Genomic DNA, 17,635 nt, shown 5'->3' with positions numbered 1-17,635 from the left:
GGAACATGCCCCTTCGTACCGACGCCGATTCCATCCTTACTGTTTATTTCTAACCAATTCTTATCATGATCTATTCTCTACCGAATCCTGTTCAATCTGATTTCCAGCCGGTTGTTTTCCCGGCAGCTACTACCCCATCGCCGGGTGTTGTGGCAAATGTCCGCCCATGGCTACTGGTACTCATCTGGATGCTCCTGAGTTGGGGATTTAGCCAGACCACTCAGGGCCAGAAATTAGTCTGGGCCAAACAACTCAGCAGCACCAATAGTAACCTTGCACAAGTAGGCACGTCGGTGGCCGTCGATGGAGTGGGTAACGTTTACACCACCGGTAATTTCCGAGGCACGGTCGATTTTGATCCCGGTGCAGGGGTATTCAATCTGACCTCGGCGGGAGGTGATGACATCTTTGTGAGCAAATTCAACACGGGGGGCAACCTTATATGGGCCAAACAACTCGGCGGCAGCGGTGATGATGTTGGCAATTCAGTCGTGGTAGATGGGTCGGGCAACGTCTACACCACCGGCTTATTCTATGATACGGTCGATTTTGATCCCGGTGCAGGGGTGCTCAATCTGACCTCGGCAGGATATGATGATATGTTTGTGAGCAAGCTCGACGCAGGGGGCAACCTTGTCTGGGTCAAACGAATCGGCGGCATCAGTCATGATGGGGGTGCTTCAATAGCGGTGGATGGGTCGGGCAACGTTTACACTACCGGCTATTTCTTAGGTACGACCGATTTTGATCCTGGTGCCGGGGTGTTCAATCTGACCTCGTTGGGAGATTATGACATCTTTATGAGTAAGCTCGACTCGGGAAGCAACTTTGTGTGGGCCAAACGAGTCGGTGGCACAGAAAATGACGAAGGCACCTCGGTGGCGGTGGATGGGATGGGCAACGTCTACACCACTGGCTTTTTCTTAGGTACGCTCGATTTTGATCCCGGTGTAGGTGTGTTCAACCTGACCTCGGCGGGGAAGAATACGGATGTCTTTGTGAGCAAGCTCGACGCGGGGGGTAACTTTGTCTGGGCCAAACAACTCGGCGGCAAATATCATGATGGGGGCACTTCAATAGCGGTGGATAAGCTGGGCAACGTCTACACCACCGGCTATTTTCAGGATACGGGCGATTTTGATCCCGGTGCAGGCGTGTTCAATATGACCTCGGCGCCGGGGGCATATGAGGACATGTTTGTGAGCAAGCTCGACGCGGGAGGTAACTTTGTCTGGGCCAAAGGAGTCGGTAGCACAGGTAATGATTACAGCACTTCATTGGCGGTAGATGGGTCGGGCAACGTCTACACCACCGGCCTTTTCTATTATACGGTGGATTTTGATCCTGGGGTGGGGGTGTTCAATCTAACCGCGGCATATTCTGCCATGTTTGTGAGCAAGCTCGATGCGGAGGGCAACTTTGTGTGGGCCAAACAATTCGGTGGCAGCAATGATTATGTTTTCAGCAATTCGGTAGCTGTGGATGATGGAGGAGGGGTTTATACCATCGGTAATTTCCAGTATACTGTCGATTTTGATCCCGGTGCAGGGGTGCTCAATCTAACCTCGGTGGGGTATAGAGACGTTTTTGTGAGTAAGCTGCATCAATACACCCCGGTGACTCTAAACACCTGGGTTAGTTCCACTACGGTTAGCGCAGGCAATACCCTGACCATGTCCGTAACAGCCACGGGAGGCACGCCCCCTTATTCCTATACCTGGGCAGCTCCGGCGGGCTTTAGGCTGTCGGCCACCAACACCAGTGAGGTCTCGGCCAGCGTGGGGGCACGCCTGAGCGGGGTTCAGGCGTTCACCATCACCGTAGCCTCTTCAGATGATTCCCCCGCCGTCACCGATCAGGTGCGCGTGATCGTCAACCCGCCCCCCACAGCTACCTTCAGCATCACAGGGGTAACGACGGTGAGCTGTGAAACCGTAACTGCCAGTCAGTATCGGGTGACGTTTACGCCACAGTACGAAGGACTGGATGGCTCCCCGGTGAGCTTCTCGATGGTCAACGAAATGCGGTCTACTACGAATCAGGGCCCTTATACGCTAACACTGTACACCGACAATCCTACCATCACCCTACAAGCCACTCAAATCAGAACGACCACGGAGTTTGCCTACAACTGGTTGAGGGCCTGCACGGCCGCAGCCCGGCTTGGGGTTAGCGAGGAAGGATCTGGTTTACAGGTACGGGTATTGGGCAATCCGGTCGATAGCGAATTAGCTACAATCGAGATTATTGGAGTAATGGGCCAGCCTGTTCAAATCGAGCTGGTCGATACGCAGGGACGACCTTATCACCAACAAGCCCTGACGCAGGCTAATGGGTTGGACCTTGTTCGTTTACCGCTCGGGAACCGTCATGGCATCTTGCTGATTCGGGTTTCGGCGGCCGCTCAACGGTATACGGTCAAACTCCTCCGATTATAAGACAACAACCCCGGTCTGTGTAGGGTCGGTTTTTTGTTCTTCTAATGGGATTAATTAAATTTCAATGGCATCGTAGCTTTATCATCTAGGGCACACTCCGAAAATGACTGGAGATAAATCTCAGCAGAGTGATTTTTCAATTTTATGACAAATACCCTGAAGAGCAAAATGAGTTTAAGCAAAAGGTTTTGGAACCTGATTTCCTAAATGTGGTTCAAAACCTCTCCCATTGAGATTAGCTGGTCAAAGTTCCGAAATTTCCAATATTGGACTGCCAAGTGCTGTTTTTAGGAACTATCTCTCTCACTTAGAGTTCATTTAAACGTCCCTTGACTCTTGGAGAAGACAATTGACTATTCACAAATTTCGGGCCCGTTCGTATTGCACAGGCCAACTAACCTGATCGCTCAGCACCGATGCAGCCTGTAAGGGGAAATACGGATTGCGTAAAAACTCCCTGGCCAATAAGATCAGATCAGCTTGGCCAGTTTCAAGAATTGCCTCCGCCTGATGCGCCGATGTGATTAAACCTACCGTGGCTGTCATTATACCCGTTTGCTGCTTAATGCGGGCCGCAAAGGTTACTTGATAACCTGGCGAAACTGGAATTTTTACATTGGGTAGATTGCCCCCAGAGGAACAATCGACGACATCAATTCCTTTCGCTTTGAGAATGGCCGCTAAAGCGACCGAATCGTCTAGCGACCAGCCCCCCTCTGCCCAATCGGTAGCTGATAGCCGCACAAATAAAGGTAAATCGGCTAGCCACACCGTTTGAACGCACGCGATGACTTCCAGAAGCAGTCGAATGCGATTGTCAAAGGAGCCACCATACTGATCGACTCGATGATTACTGAGCGGTGACAGAAACTGGTGGATCAAATAACCATGAGCCGCATGAATTTCAAGCACTTGAAAGCCCGCTTTTAATGCCCGTTGGGTAGCCGCCATAAAATCGTCCAGTACGGTCTGAATGCCAGCAATCGTAAGCGCTAGGGGCTTTGGTCCGGATTCCAGAAAGGGCATGGCTGAGGGAGCCACCGTCTGCCAACCGAGTTCACTCGTTGGCCCAATGGAAGCTCCTCCCTCCCAGGGTCGTTGGTGGCTGGCTTTCCGACCGGCATGGGCTAATTGAATGCCAGCTACGGCACCCTGTTGCCGGACAAACTCTGTAATTCGTTTTAGACCGGGAATATGGTCGTCCTGCCAGAGTCCCAAATCATTTGGGGAAATCCGCCCTTCAGCTGATATAGCTGTGGCCTCAGTGAAAATAAGGCCAGCCCCTCCAACCGCTCGGCTTCCCAAATGCACCAGATGCCAATCAGAAGCAAACCCATCCACACTTGAATACTGGCACATGGGCGACACGACCAGGCGGTTCTTCAACCGTATATCCCTGATGGTTAGTGGCGAAAAAAGAATGGACATGAGTTGTAAACGTAGATTACGGTTGATGTAGTCAGTGACAATGTCAGCAGAACTTTGTTGAGGGGAACAGGATTAAATGGGTACCTTAGTCCATACCCTCTGATTCGGCTGTGTACGCCTTGTGCAAATTTGCATGCCACTCAACGCTATTCTGTATAAAACGCATTCAGAATTTGATGCATATTCGAACACTATACTTGTAGTAGTACAGAAATAAATCAATTGAGAAAGTGATCACGCAACTGGTGAGAATTTACTAAATTACCAACCTATCTTAAAATTATCGTACCTTCAGATGCTGAGGTTAGGCGGACAGTTGACCACTCAGCAGGTGTCTTTAGCTGCCTGAAGTTGATCACCATTGTAACGGGTTTAACGATCTCAGGCATTTCGGCAAAATACCTATCGAAACGCATCGTGATAACTGTCCAACCGATTGCCTAAATCACTCCGCCTGTGGTTATCTATGATCACTTCGGCTGAAAACCGATCACTTTATAGAGTTTCCCATCAGCTTTGGTGAAAAAATACAGTTCTCCGCCGGGGCCTATCCCTAGACGCGAGTCGGGCTTGGCCGTACCGTTCAGTTTCTGAAACGTGGTGCGCTCATTATCCACCCATAGATCCAGTTCCTGGATTGGAGCGAGTTTACCTACCAATAAATCCCGGTTTTCTGTCATGAAAACACGGCCATTGGTGATATCAGAAAAAACGTATTTACCTTTTAGAGCCGGTATCGTTTGGCCATCATAAACAAAGCCTCCAGAAATAGCTCGCCCTTCGTCGTGATCGTATTGTAGAATCGGGTTTGTATATTTTTTATCAGACTCAGTCGTAGACACAGCGAAAACTTTATTAATGTCGCCCCTTGGATCGACCCGGAATGTTCCTTCCCGTTCGGGCCAGCCGTAATCGGCTCCGACTATGCCAAGGTTCACTTCCTCGATATTGGACTGGCCAATGTCATCGATGAGCATTTTGCCGTCAGGCGTCCAGATGATGCGGTTAGGGTTCCGAAAACCCCGGCAATAAATCTCTTTGAGTACTGTTGGGTCTTTCTCAAAGGCAAACGGATTGGTTGATGGAATACCATACTGCTGATTTCTACTAGTTCGCCCTAGTGGGTCGATTCGCAATACCGACCCACTAGGTACTTTATTATTGCTGCAAAGCGGATAGAACCCTTTTTTCTCCGCTGAGCCCCCATCCCCAATGCCAATGTAGAGCAGGCCATAATCGTCATGACTTTTCCGGACTAAGGGATTAAACGTAATTTCCTGCACGCCATGCGCTATGGTCAATAGGTCGATTCGTAAGACTTCACGGCTCTTTCCGGTGAATGGCAGTTTGGACGAATTATCGATTTTCCATTCCGTTAATACCCATTGCAGACCAACTTTTATCGAATCGGCGAACCCTAAATCGCCACGCACCGAATGGACTTTCTCTGCATGGGAGGTATACAGTAATCCATTTTCGCTAAAATCTGGATGAAACGCGAAGCTTCCTAAGCCCGTACCTAAACCCGGCGACGTCGTAAAATGGGTACGCAAGGGCCGAATGTCCAGCGCGATGTGCCACGTTTTATCAGTAATCTCGTACAAAACCCCTTGCAAATCCACGACAAAAAGACGTTCCTGATCGCCTGTCAATACCTGCATTTTGTTGATCCGAGCCAGTGGAGCCGTGGAGCCGGTTGCCGGAGCGGTGGAGTGATACTGTAAAAACAATTGCCCGCCGGTTTGTGGTATTTTGGCCGGAATGGGGTCTTTTATAGCTATGTCGGCTGATGCCTGCTGTGCGGTTACCACTTTCTGGTTTTTATGAATATAGGCGAGAATAGCGTCCACCTGATCATCGGCCAGCGACGGAAACGGAGGCATCATCTGCTTGTATTCCCCAAACAGCCGAGTGGCCCTGGCATCCCCTGAACTAATCATTGCGGGAGCGTTTCGGATGAATTTTTTCAGCCAGACTTTTGGTGATTCGGTGGTAGCCTGGTGCAATCCCGGTCCAATACTCCGTTGCGAAAAATTATGGCACGACGAGCAGTAGTTCTCAAAAAGCTGTTGCCCGGTTGCCAGAATTTTCGTGTCTGACGAATAGTTGCCAGAGGATTGCCCGGCTTTTTGGCCGAACGCGATCCCAATAACCCCGGTCAAAAGCAGGAATAGAACACGTATCATCTTCCAACTATAACACTCACAAAACAGATTTACCATAGCCAATCGCATTACGCTCCAGTTTCGACTAATATTTCAAATACATAATGTACAATAGCAAAGCCTCAATATCAGAGTCAGATAGGACACCCTGGAAAGACGGCATTTCAGCATCATAACCTTTTACGACTTTCCTGCTGGGCTCAAGAATCGATTCTTTCAGATAGGCTTCGTTGGCTTCAAGGGTGGAGCCATCGGCCATTTTTCGTATTGAGCCATACAGCCCTTTAAAGGGTGGTCCATACATCCCAGCGGTTTCGGTTCCGGGAGAATGGCAGCCGATACACCCCATTTTCTCAAAAAGCTCTTTGCCCCGCTCTCTGGTAATGGGAGGATCAAACTTGACGAGAGCGGAAAATTGCGCCTTGCTCAGCTGAAGTTTTTTTAGATCTACGTTCGCAAAACCCTGTGGTTGAAAGCCTAGATTATCTAGCTGATTGACACTAAACCAGACTCCATCACGGACTGGTTTTCCATCGCTGGCAGTCACCTTGTACAACACCTCCATCTGGTCAACTTTCTGCATATCAGGAACAAGTAGGAGAATTTTCTTTTTGTCGGCAGACAGATACGCGGCTAATACCGGGAGGATCTCTTCACCGGGCGTACCGTCCAACTTGAAATGTCCCGAGCCATAAGCCTCCGTTCGTTTATAGTTCCACCGCTTTACCCGGTAACTGGATGGATCGGTAGCGTTCCGGACATCCAGTGCCGAATCGAAGGAGAGCAGGATACCTTGACGACCGACTTCAACGTGGTTAGGCATATAACTCCTCTTGCCGGTGTATCGTAGCCGTTGAATGGCACTGATGCCTTTCGAACTGCTACCAAACAGGTTAAAACCGGCCATGTATAGTTGCCCATCACGGGGGCCAATAGTTCCTTTGAGGATGGGCGTAGAATAATAGGCATTAACCGGAGCCACTGCCCCCTGCACCCCGTTGGACGTCGAATCAATGAGTACCTCAAAGAGACCGGGGCGACCAAATGAAAAATGCAGAAGTTTGTTGTTGAGTGGCCCCATTGACTGGCTGGTAACCCAGACCTGACTACCCGCCGAACGATCGATCCGGTGCGGAATCCAGGTGATTGGTCGTTTTGGGTCTGGCTTATCAGTCCGGTGACTTGTGGCAGGGACACCAAAAAAATCACCCTTTTCAACTAAGTAGATCGGTGTACTGGGCACGTAATTCCCTTGCTGATCGGTTGCCGTCACCATGCCGGTAACCGGATGAAACCCAAGATAAGGGGCCCGAAAGCCAGTGCTGATTTGTTCGGTCTTTTTCCCATCCAGTGAGATTCGCATAATCACTCCCGAATGGTTTGAGCCCGCCCGAAAGCCCTCAGTCAGCGTTTTTGTGATGCCCGGCCTTGCTGTTACCCCTCCCCCTTTCGCAATCAGGATACCATACTTTTCCGAGATGACCATATCGGCTGCCCATTCGTAGGATTCCGCTGACTGCTGCATTAAGTCGCAGAAATTCTCGTAATAATCGGCTTCTCCATCTCCATTCAAATCGTGTAACCGGACAATACCAGCCTTCCCAAAAATATACAGTTGTCCTTTGTAGGCCTCGATACTCATGGGTTCATACAACCCCGAAGCAAATCGTTTCCACGACAGATGCTCCAGTTGTTGATCAATTCCGCTGACCAGCCATACGTCACCCTCAAACGTAGTGACCGCAGCCCGCTGCTCATCCAGAAAGGCAATGTCTGTCACTCGCACATTTCGCTTCCAGGGATTGGGAATGGGCAATGTCAACAAATCCGTTACAAACGCAGCCGAATCGGGTGCGATTTTTCCCTTGGTAAGCACCTTTTCCGGCCAATGGGAATGGCCTCCCGCCTTAAATACGGGTAGGTCAATACTGGCCTTATCTGTCACGGAATGGAAGCGATTCAGATGGTTAGCCAGCCCTTTCCATAAACAGACGGTTACCTTTCGGGTTTGATCGGATGGCGGGAGCGATACACTGAAGTATTGTCCGTTGACTACCCGTACCGAGTTCCCATCCTGTTTACTGCCTACGGCGATCACCGAATCCTGATGGGTACCGTAATAGATGTAGGCTGTTTTACCATCACTGACGGTTTTCGTGCCTCCCCGTACTTCGGCCGCATTCAGGAAAAGCGTGTCGGATGATGCGCCTACTTGTAGGGTTCTGGTATAAACGATCTCCTTATCCTGTCGGATACAACCAGGCATTTCGAAAATATCGGTACCGGCAACGCTATACGCCAGAACTAACTTACCCCCATATACGTAACTTCCTTTCCAACGTCCATGATCAACAGGTAGCGGCCCCCAGGTGAAACCTTCCCGGTATTGGGCCTTAGGGCGAATCTCATTCAGAACTGGTTTTCCAGCCGACCATCCGGGATAGATCCCATTGGCTATATCTGGCTGGCCAGCCACCAGCGGAACCGTATTCTTTTTGTTGAAGAAATCGCGGTACGACACCTCCGGCAACATACTCTTCGTGAGTGATTTACCGGACCAGGCCACCGACCAGCGTAACAAATCCTGATCGAAACAGACGTAGGCACTATCATCCAGGTGAATGACCAACCCACGGGCAACGACATTATCGTCTGGAAAGAGTTTTCCTAACTTTCGGGCATCCAGATACGTACTTATAACCGGGAATCCTGGTTCCACGAATGAGTTAAGGGACAGACTATCAAACTTATTTTCGGTAATGGGAAGCGTTGCCGAATGGCAGCCCAAAAGACTAGCGGACAGCAGGCCAGCAATGGCCCATAGGCATACCATCACTACGCCCCAATGACTCGTTGAGTTCATACAGAATACGTCTTAAGCGTTAGAATGACTGACGATGAGATTGAACGCTTATTTCACGTCGTCAATCCACCAATGCTTGACATTGACACTTGCGCCAACCCCATAGCCAACCGATCCCTGTATCAGGACTTTCTTCGCCTGTTTTGGATCATATTTCCCAACAACCTCAATAGCCGAGTACGAATCGAGCGTTTTTTGTACCTTTTTAAGATACTGACCATTGTCCCAATCGATCCCATTTTTGGATGCATAGAGCACCAGATTCATTGGGTCGCTGCCAAAACTGCCACTACGACCCACCATAAAATAGTAGTTGCCAATTTTTTCGCTCATCTGTGCATCCCGAACGCGCTTGGCCATATAGGTAGTCTTTACTTCACTCCAGGTTCGGCCTTTATCACTACTAATCACGTAGGGCAAGTTATACTCGTCATTGAGGTCATAGGAGTAGACAATAAACCGCCCGTCGTCCAGTGCTTTGGCTGTCATGTAGTAATAATTGCTCTTATATTTCCGGTGTTGGAATAGCCCTTCACTCACTTTGGCAAACGTCTCGCCATTGTCGTGCGAGGCATAAAACGAGTATTCACCTGTACCGTATCCGCCGATAAAGACGGTATAGATTACCCCATCTTGCACAAAAGAAGCCCCATCATCGTTGGTCAAACTAATTTCTTTGGCCGTAGCTATCTCATCGACCTCCTTTGGCTCAGTCCAGGTTTGCCCATTGTCATGGCTCAGGATGTACACCGGCGTTTTAAATCCCAGATAGTTATCCCGATTACTGGCCAGTTGCCGGGACAAAAAGGCAACAAGCGTTCCGTTGGGGGCTGTAATCACCGAACGAACAAATGCCGCGATGTATGACTTTCCTTTAGGCAGGGAATCGCCGGTGACCCGGTTAACGTCCCAAACTTTTCGGGAGTAAGAGACAACAACTGGATTGCCCCAGGTTTTCCCCCCATCAGTCGACCGCTTATACTCTGACCAACCAGCTATGCCATGCCCCTGGAATATTTTACCCGATACGTTGGTGTAAAACGCCAGAATATCCCCGTTTTTACACTCAGTTAGGGCTGAGCCGTAGTGTCCAGACCGATTAACAGACTCATTATCAATGAACATAATGCCGTCGTTAGGGAGGTTTTTCGGAGCAATGCTAAAGCTTGTGTAGGCAACCCTTCGCACGCACCTGACCGACATACCGACCCCTTTTTTGAGAAAGCTGAACGTTTCTGTCGAATCGACACCATCGTGTTTATGACCAAGGCTAAAATATAAGGCAGCCTCTACTCCTTTTGACGAATTGGTCCAGAAATAAGTATACTTACCCAGATCATGAAACAAGCCGCCAATGTAACGCACCCCGGCCGGTAGGGCCCCGAATCCCCGTTCGTCAGAACCGGGTAAACCACCCGCCCAGGCCGATCTGCTTTTTAGTTTAGCGCCACTCTTGGGGCCTAGTTCTGTTTGTAAGTTCTGGAGTGCTTCCCGGGTCGCAATATCCCACCCAACAGGGCTAATACCGCGTGGGTCGTTAATGGCAAACCAGTTATACAGCACGCCATATGTACTGGCATTGGCCGGATCATTGTTGTAATAACACCAGGCGGGCGTTCCTTTTTCGGCTGCTTTTTTCCAGTCGTCGTCGGTTTTTGCCTCCGGGATGGGATCGCCATTTCTGAAATGCGTCACCTTGAGATTTTGAGCCGACCATTCATACATGCCAATCACGGCTCCCGGCACCTCTGCTGAATAGGATGTTGCCGGGTAAACCAGACAAACCATCGCTAAAACTAACCTACACAAGACATGGATTTCGGCGATAGAGCTCATTTGCTTATTTAGGTAGTTGCGTTGACATTAATACCCCAGATTTTGATCCTTCACGGCGTCCAACGCGCCATTGTAGTTCAGCTCCGACAGCGGGATTGGCCACAAATAATGCTTGTCCGCAATATCTTTTCCTGTTGCTATCTTGATATACTCTTTTGCCTTACCTGTTCTCTTCAAATCAAACCACCGCTTCCCCTCAGACTGTGTCTCATAGCCCCGCTCTTTTCTGACCAGTTCGATGAATGATGCCTTTGTATAATCGGCGAGTTTGAAATCTACAGGCGATGCCTGCGAGGAGTTATAGCCATACGCTCTTCGGTGTACTTTATTCAAGGCATCAAGACTGTTTATGTCGGGTAGCCCCACCGCTTCACAGGATGCCTCGGCGTACAGCAGCAACAAGTCAGCATATCGATATAGGGGGTAATCATTCCTGGGTTGCAGACTGCCCGGATCTGAAAATTTCTTATTCAGAATGGTATTGGTCCCAAACGCCAGTGTGGATTTATACCAGCCATACGACTTTCGGAGATCGTTTTTATCCCAATTGGCATAGACGTAGTTTTGTTCCTCACTATATAACGCTCCGCCAAAGCCTGCTGCCAGCATGTAGGGGCTTTTAATGGCATGGGTGAAGAAAGGGTAACCCCACTGTTGATCTTTGGAGTATTTTAGGGATAAGATTTCCTCTGAAGATGAGATGACTTCAGGGCCAAATAATTTTGTAAAATCGTCGGCGGTACTTACCTCGACCAACGCGTATTTCCCGGAATCAATCACTTCTTTTGCCTTATTGGCTGCTTCTGGATAACTTCCGGTATAAAAATAGACGTCAGCCAGGAGGGTTTTTACCGCCCACTTCGTGGCTCGTCCGGGGGCGGGTTCGGTAGCGGGCACCAGGTTTTCGGCAAATAACAAATCATCTTTAATCAGTTTGTAAACCTCGCTCGACGGGCTTCGTTTCACATTCGTTTCGCCCATATTGGCTTCGGTGCGTAGTACCAAATCTCCGAAACATCTCACGAGTTGAAAATAGATTAAGGCACGCATGAACTTAGCTTCGGCCAGGTACCTGTTTTTGATCTCGTCGCTTAGCTGTTTGGTTTTGGGCACATTGGCCAGGACTAAGTTGGCGTTCCGTATCCCCAAATAAAAACTTTCCCATTTGGTGCCAGCCCGGGTTATGTTTGTGCTATTCAGGCCCTGAAACTCACTATTGGGTGCATAACTGCCCCCTCCTTTATGATAGTCGGTTGAGGATTCCAGCAAAGGCAGATATTCTGAACCATAAATCGTTTTAAGCGGAGCATAAATGGCCGCGATGGCTCCTTCTACTTCTACGGCAGTATTATAAAATGTTTCTACTGCAATTGACTTTGGCGCTTCGATCAGTAGATCGTTGCAGGAAGTAAGCAGCAACAGCAAACAAATGGGTAAGATATTGGCTTTCATAAGAATATCTGGTAAAAAGGTTAAAAACCGACACGGAGACCAACCGTATATGATTTGGCGACAGGGTACGTCGAGAAGTCAATTCCCTGCGTAACCGAACTTGCTCCACCAGCAGAATTAACATCGGGATCCCACCAGGAATACTTCGTGAAGGTTAACAGGTTCTGTCCACTGACATAAATCTTGGCGTTTCTAATCCAGGTGAGATTCCATTTGGCCGTTGGCAGCGAATAGCCAAGTTCAATATTGCGGAGCCTTAGGTATGAGCCATCTTCAATGAATCGGTTTGAGAAGTTAATATTCTGAAACATCGTGACTTTGGGGTATTTCGCATTCGGGTTTTCCGGTGTCCAGGTGTTGTTCAGTACATCTTTCAGCATATTCATACCCCAACTGTAATGCAACGTATTGCCGATTCCACTGATATTGGCAATATCATTCGCTTGTGAACCTTGCCAGAACAGTGAAAGATCGATTCCTTTATAGGACATAAAGGAATTCAAGCCATAGATGAATTTGGGGTTCGGGTTGCCCAGGATAACTTTATCGTTGGTGTTAATGACTCCGTCGTTGTTGATATCCTTATATTTTACGCTACCCTTTTGATCGTAACCATCTTCCTGATAGCCATAAAACACGCCCATCGGCTCACCCTCACGGAGCATGGTAATATTGTCATCAAAAATCAACACACTTACCCTGCCGGTCAAAATTTGCTGCCCACCGTACAGCTTGACCACTTTCGATTTGTTAAAGGCGATATTTCCGTTCAGGTCCCATTTGAAAGCCCCTTTGTTCACCACCGCGCCGTTCACCGAAAATTCAAAGCCTTTGTTCTGGATGATTCCGATATTCCGAATAGTATTGGTAAATCCCATTGAAGAGGGTAGCTGGACGGAATTGAGTAGATCCTGCGTGTTTTTTATATAATAATCGGCAGTAACCTGAATCCGGTTGTTCAGGAATGCCAAGTCCATTCCGAAATCAGTTTGCTCGGTTGTTTCCCACTTTAAATTTCCGGGAAGGGTTGTGCTGGGGGCGAAGGTGTTGTAAAGTGCATCGCCAAACACTGTTTTCCCAACAGCTAACTGGTTTAAGGTGGCATACGCATCAATGGCCTGGGAACCCGTTCGGCCCCAGCTACCCCTAAGTTTCAGATCAGAGATAACGTCGTTTTTAGCCAGGAATGGTTCTTCTTTTACTTTCCAGGCTAGGGCAGCAGAGGGGAAAAAGCCCCATTTATTTCCTTCACTATACTTTGACGAGCCATCGGATCGGAAACTTACGGTTGCCAGGATGCGATCGTTAAAGCTGTAATTGACCCTTCCTAGATAGGATAACAGGACAGATTTAGCGTAGCTAGACCCAGGAATACCCGGTATGGTGGCAGCAGCGAGATTATAACTTTCGGTTACATCACTTAGAAAGCCGGTGCCGGAAGCGCTTAAGGATGTATTGACAAAATCCTGATACGTAAACCCACCCAACGCCACGATTTTGTGCTTGGCGCCAATGTTTTTGCTATAGGTGATTGTATTTTCATTCAGCAGACTGGTGAATTGCGTGGTGGTTACGCTAGCATTGGATTGCTGGTTAAAGAAATTACGGGTGCGGTAAAAATCATTTCTGTCGTCGCTATTTTCTACCCCCCCGTATACTTTAAGGATCAATCCGTTGAGCGGTTCAAACGACAGCGAAGCGTTGGCGAGAACTTTATTAGAAAAGCCTTTGTCGGAGGTTTCATTGATAAAGTTTAATGGATTAATAACAATAATAGGTAGTGGTGATGTCAGTACCCGATAGGTGCCGTCGTCGTTGTAAGGGGTCTGGATAGGTGAAGCGACCAGCGATGCACTGATCAGCGATTGCCCCTGAATTCCTCCTCCGGAGTTTTGTCGCGAGGTTTGATTTCTAGAAAGGGTAGTAGAAAACGCTACCTTGATTTTGTTGCTGATACTGTGGTTAATATTGGTTCGTAGGCCATAGCGTTGATAATCGCTCCCTTTGATAATGCCGTCCTGACCATAATAGCTACCCGAAACCGAAAACTGCGTTTTGGCATTTCCTCCGCTGATGTTAAGCGAATGGGTTTGGATAGGGGCCTTTCGGAACACAAAGTCCTGCCAGTCAAATCCTTGGCCAAAGCTATTGATTTGCTCTTGCGTATAGGACGGACTTGTCCCCTGGTTTGCACTTAAGATGTTGTAAAATGTTGCATATTCCTGTGCATTCATTAACTCAATCTTTTTACGCAATTGTTGAGAGCCGTAGTTCGATTCGTAGTCAACCCGCATTTTGCCTTCTTTTCCTGACTTCGTCGAAATTAATACGACCCCATTAGCTCCTCTGGAGCCGTAAATGGCTACTGCCGATGCATCTTTAAGGATTTCAATACTTTCAATCTCCGAATTATTCAACATCAATGGTTGCCCACTAACCGGAAATCCGTCAATGACATATAAGGGTTCGTTGCTACCCTGAATCGAATTGGTGCCCCTAATTCGAACACTTACTGTCCCACCTGGAGCACCGGTATTTTGTTTCACTTGTACACCGGAAGCTCTTCCGGATAGCCCCTGCATGACGTTTGCGCTCGGGAAGGCACTTATATCGGTTCCTTTAACTGAACTCACCGAGCCGGTCAAATCACTCTTTTTGACGGTTCCATAGCCAACCACCACCACTTCGTCCAGACTACGCTGGTCCACGTGCAGGGTTATAGCTAGTGATGTTTGGTTGCCAACTGCTATTTCCTGCGTTAGGTAGCCTACAAACGAAAACACCAATACAGATGGCTCATCAGGCATAGCGAGTTTGAAACTCCCCTCCGAATTGGTTGTCGTCCCTTGTTGAGTTCCCTTGATCAAAACGGATACTCCGGGTAAGCCCTCCCCCCGTTCATCCGAAACCTTTCCTATGATGACTTTTTCCAAAGGTGATGCCGTTTCAGTAGGTCGAGATTCCTGATTGACCGGCCTGGATTCCTGAATTAGAGTGGGGGTCTGAACCGAACTGGGCTGCGGATTTCGGTCGTCGATTGCCCCTATACGTTCCGTATTTTTGGTGATCGCGTACGTATTGTTTTTTAGCTTTTTGAATGTCAAACTAGTGCTTCGAAGAATAATGGCTAAATTTTCCTCAAGGCCCAATCGAAAATCGACGTCTTTGGTAGCAACCGAAAAATTTTCTACCGCTCGGTCTTTAAAAACAATATCTACTTTATAATGCCCCTTAAGTGCCGTAAAGGCCTCCTTAAGCGAAATACGTTTTTGCCCTGCGTGGCCCGGTTGTTCGGTTTTATTGGTTTGTTGGCTGAAGGCCAACGCTCGTTGAGCGAGCCCCTCCTGCGCAACTCCTCCTACGAGTAGATACAATGCTACCGCACAACAATTTGAGTAAAATTGTTTTTTCATGAAAAGTAGGGTACGAATGTTAAAGGTTATCCTGTGAAATAAAGACTTTGTTCTCTTGGCGAGTGATATGAAGATCCAGTACTGTTTCTAATAAGTTGAGGAATTCATCCACATTGTCGGCTGTGAATGTTCCCGAAAGCGTTTGGTCGAGTAATTCTTTCTTATCGACTTCAGCGCTGATACCGTAATTTTCGTACAGTAAATAGTTGATTTCCCGAAGCGTTGTCTGCTTAAAAATATACCGATGGCCCATCCAGGCAGCGTGGAGTTCGGGTTGAGGAGTGACGGTTTTTTGTATTCGATTCTGGTTATCCATCGTAATTAAATCCCCAGGGCTCATGGCCATGGTCCGGGTTTGGGAGCCGTAATGCAGATGGAGCTGAACTTTCCCTTTATTCAAAACAACTTTTGATCCTCGCTCTCTGGTAAATACGGTAAATTCCGTTCCTAAAACCTCAACCTCAAATTGGTTGGATGTTCCAACCATAAATTTTTGGTGCGTTGGTGTATGCTTAATGGAGAACGAAGCTTCTCCTTCCAGAAAAACCTGGCGGGTTGTTTGGCCGAACCCCCAACGAGGTACCTTGAGTGATGAATTTGAATTTAGCGTCACCTGACTGCCATCCTCCAAATGAAGTGTCCTGGTTTGTCCGAAGGCTGTTTGGAACGTTTGGTATTTCCAGGTATTTCTCGTCAGCCAGGCTGTAAGAAACAGACACAGAATAACCGAAGCAGCCATACTCCACCTTAGCCATGTTGACCTACCCATCGTCCGAACTTTAGTTGTTGACTCAACTTCAGGGTTATTGGAAACTGCTTTAATCTTTTTTAAAAAGAAGTAGTACTCATCAATGGCTTTGTCAACATTCGCTTCATATTCTGGATACATGGCTTCATATTCTTCTAGCCATGTGTAATACAACTCCTCATGAGCCAGCTCTTTTGCCCATTCATCAATCATCTGCTTTTGCATCGCTGAGGTTTTTCCCATAAAATGAGTAAAAAGCAGGTCTTTCGTGATTGCTGATTTCATATACATTCGGATTGTCGTATGTAAGACGAGCAACGTCTGTTTACCACTTACACGTCAGTGCGGAAAACTAGTAGAAAGGCAAAAAAAGATAGAAAGCAACCATTTATTTCTAAGCAGTGTCCGGATGTATTTGTTGGCTCGGTACAGCTGAACCTCCACTGTTTTCACGGATATAGTCAGTTCATCGGCAATTTCCTGATAGCGCTTTCCTTCAAATCGGTTCATCAGGTAAATCTTTCGCCGTTCAAACGGCAAAGAATTTACTGCGTTTTGAACATCCTGATACATTTCTTCGAATTGGCTTATCGTTTCTGGACTTTGTTCTGTCGGAAAGGCCGCTTCATGTGCATCCTCAAAATGTTCCGTTCGTTTTAATTCCCATTTAATGTAACTAAATGCACTATTTCGAACAGAACGGAATAAATAATACCGATAGGAATACCTGACTTCCAGAAATGCTGAGGTTTTATAAAATTCATAAAATACCTCCGACACTAGATCCTCGGCTACCGCTTTCGATCCAACATACTTGATCGCATGACTACAAAGTGGCTGAAAATACCGTCTATAGAGCAGTTCTACCCCTTTTTCGGGATCATTGACCATAGCTCTCCTGATGAACAATTCATCATTCATGGTCAACGAAGCGAGATCCATTTGTTGATCTGGTAAAGGCAACGAAACGTGTTCCTGAAGCGATTCGCCTGAAGTAGAAGCATCTAATTGTGCCATTCCTTATGCACTGTGTTTAAGCTGGATAAACAGTTAAACTTTACTTACACCTTCAAGACTAGCAACTCTCATTTTTCACTTACAGCGAATTGAATTTTTTTTTTAGAAAATGATGATTTCTTAATAAAGAAAGCACCTTTATGAGTTTGAATGATATGGTCTAATCAATGGGCACACTGAACTTGCGAAATTAGACAAGCTCAGTGTGCCCATTGATTAGACCATATCTGACGAGTGAGTGTGTTCACATTGAGGTAATCCCGAAAAGCGTTCCA

General features: G+C 47.6%; 9 protein-coding genes. 1 reads left to right on the top strand and 8 read right to left on the bottom strand.

Annotated elements, in window-relative coordinates:
* Nucleotides 1-65: 65 nt before the first annotated feature.
* Nucleotides 66-2,438, top strand: coding sequence for an SBBP repeat-containing protein (locus GO755_RS24215; RefSeq protein WP_157587890.1), 2,373 nt, complete (start codon nucleotides 66-68; stop codon nucleotides 2,436-2,438).
* A 357-nt stretch (nucleotides 2,439-2,795) separates the two neighbouring features.
* On the opposite strand, the gene GO755_RS24210 is transcribed toward GO755_RS24215, so the two are convergent.
* The 8 genes from GO755_RS24210 to GO755_RS24175 form a co-directional block, all read right to left on the bottom strand.
* A complete protein-coding gene (locus GO755_RS24210; protein WP_157587889.1) occupies nucleotides 2,796-3,866 on the bottom strand; it encodes an NADH:flavin oxidoreductase/NADH oxidase in 1,071 nt (356 codons plus the stop codon).
* Between the two features lie 470 nt (nucleotides 3,867-4,336).
* Nucleotides 4,337-6,052: a PQQ-dependent sugar dehydrogenase gene (locus tag GO755_RS24205; protein WP_227687067.1), complete on the bottom strand. Its 1,716-nt coding sequence runs from the start codon at nucleotides 6,050-6,052 to the stop codon at nucleotides 4,337-4,339.
* A 64-nt stretch (nucleotides 6,053-6,116) separates the two neighbouring features.
* Nucleotides 6,117-8,894 carry a c-type cytochrome gene (locus tag GO755_RS24200; RefSeq protein ID WP_157587887.1) on the bottom strand — a complete coding sequence of 926 codons (2,778 nt, stop codon included), beginning with the start codon at nucleotides 8,892-8,894 and terminating at the stop codon, nucleotides 6,117-6,119.
* A gap of 48 nt (nucleotides 8,895-8,942) precedes the next feature.
* Nucleotides 8,943-10,730: an FISUMP domain-containing protein gene (locus tag GO755_RS24195; RefSeq protein ID WP_157587886.1), complete on the bottom strand. Its 1,788-nt coding sequence runs from the start codon at nucleotides 10,728-10,730 to the stop codon at nucleotides 8,943-8,945.
* Nucleotides 10,731-10,757: 27 nt separating this feature from the next.
* Nucleotides 10,758-12,182 carry a RagB/SusD family nutrient uptake outer membrane protein gene (locus GO755_RS24190; RefSeq protein WP_157587885.1) on the bottom strand — a complete coding sequence of 475 codons (1,425 nt, stop codon included), beginning with the start codon at nucleotides 12,180-12,182 and terminating at the stop codon, nucleotides 10,758-10,760.
* A gap of 20 nt (nucleotides 12,183-12,202) precedes the next feature.
* Nucleotides 12,203-15,595: a SusC/RagA family TonB-linked outer membrane protein gene (locus GO755_RS24185; protein WP_157587884.1), complete on the bottom strand. Its 3,393-nt coding sequence runs from the start codon at nucleotides 15,593-15,595 to the stop codon at nucleotides 12,203-12,205.
* A gap of 19 nt (nucleotides 15,596-15,614) precedes the next feature.
* Nucleotides 15,615-16,628, bottom strand: coding sequence for a FecR family protein (locus GO755_RS24180; RefSeq protein ID WP_198174912.1), 1,014 nt, complete (start codon nucleotides 16,626-16,628; stop codon nucleotides 15,615-15,617).
* Nucleotides 16,629-16,682: 54 nt separating this feature from the next.
* Nucleotides 16,683-17,360 (bottom strand): RNA polymerase sigma-70 factor, encoded by a 678-nt coding sequence (locus tag GO755_RS24175; RefSeq protein WP_157587882.1) that lies wholly within the window; start codon nucleotides 17,358-17,360, stop codon nucleotides 16,683-16,685.
* Nucleotides 17,361-17,635 lie beyond the last annotated feature (275 nt).

This window comes from Spirosoma arboris, from assembly GCF_009754945.1.
GTDB classification, from domain to species: Bacteria; Bacteroidota; Bacteroidia; order Cytophagales; family Spirosomataceae; genus Spirosoma; species Spirosoma arboris.
The sequence above is the reverse complement of the archived record's forward strand: the minus strand, read 5'-3'. Positions and strand labels throughout refer to the sequence as shown.

Coding starts and splice junctions, on each gene's coding strand:
- GO755_RS24175 (WP_157587882.1), bottom strand. CDS start 17,360: ATGGCACAATTAGATGCTTCTACTTCAGGCGAATCGCTTCAGGAACAC.
- GO755_RS24195 (WP_157587886.1), bottom strand. CDS start 10,730: ATGAGCTCTATCGCCGAAATCCATGTCTTGTGTAGGTTAGTTTTAGCG.
- GO755_RS24190 (WP_157587885.1), bottom strand. CDS start 12,182: ATGAAAGCCAATATCTTACCCATTTGTTTGCTGTTGCTGCTTACTTCC.
- GO755_RS24200 (WP_157587887.1), bottom strand. CDS start 8,894: ATGAACTCAACGAGTCATTGGGGCGTAGTGATGGTATGCCTATGGGCC.
- GO755_RS24180 (WP_198174912.1), bottom strand. CDS start 16,628: ATGAAATCAGCAATCACGAAAGACCTGCTTTTTACTCATTTTATGGGA.
- GO755_RS24210 (WP_157587889.1), bottom strand. CDS start 3,866: ATGTCCATTCTTTTTTCGCCACTAACCATCAGGGATATACGGTTGAAG.
- GO755_RS24215 (WP_157587890.1), top strand. CDS start 66: ATGATCTATTCTCTACCGAATCCTGTTCAATCTGATTTCCAGCCGGTT.
- GO755_RS24205 (WP_227687067.1), bottom strand. CDS start 6,052: ATGATACGTGTTCTATTCCTGCTTTTGACCGGGGTTATTGGGATCGCG.
- GO755_RS24185 (WP_157587884.1), bottom strand. CDS start 15,595: ATGAAAAAACAATTTTACTCAAATTGTTGTGCGGTAGCATTGTATCTA.